Here is a 600-nt window from a genome sequence, read left to right as displayed (position 1 = left end):
TGAGGATATGGATGCCAACCTCCTGGCAATGCTCGACGCTCAGGTCGGTGAACTTGAGCAGAGGATCAAGAGCGTCATTGGACAGGAGGAAACCTCAGCGGCAAAGGCAAGGCTTTTGCTGTCGATCCCCGGGATTGGCCCGGTCTCTGCAGCGATGTTGATCGCGGAAATGCCGGAACTCGGCCGGATGACATCAGGCGAAGCTGCGGCGATGACAGGCCTCGCGCCCGTCCCACACGACAGTGGCGCAATGCGGGGTAAACGGGCAATCGCCGGAGGTCGGCGCGCACTGAGGCATGTCCTGTTCCAAGCCGCACTGGCTGCTGCGTGTCACAACCCTGTTCTGAAGCCAGTCGCACAGGCTCTCAAAATACGCGGAAAACCCCATAAGGTGGTCATCGTCGCAATAGCACGACGGCTGGTCACAATCGCAAATGCTATCCTTAAAACAGGCGTCCCATGGCTGTCTCAACCCAACCGATAAACACAGTTGCTAGTCACCTGAAACGCGATGCGTTGTAACCAGTTGATTTGGAAATCTTAGCATACCTTCACCGCAGTGCAGTTCACAAAATCGTAGGCGCTTATTTTCTTGTTTTA

Annotated in this window: 1 protein-coding gene; it reads left to right on the top strand. The window is 55.3% G+C overall.

Going from position 1 to position 600, the window contains the following annotated elements:
- Positions 1-484 (top strand): transposase (locus EP867_RS19725; protein ID WP_164888993.1); only part of this gene is annotated, 484 nt, incomplete at its 5' end.
- Positions 485-600: the final 116 nt, after the last annotated feature.

It is taken from the genome of Falsigemmobacter intermedius, from assembly GCF_004054105.1.
GTDB lineage: Bacteria > Pseudomonadota > Alphaproteobacteria > Rhodobacterales > Rhodobacteraceae > Wagnerdoeblera > Wagnerdoeblera intermedia.
This window is presented reverse-complemented; position numbering and strand designations above follow the sequence as displayed.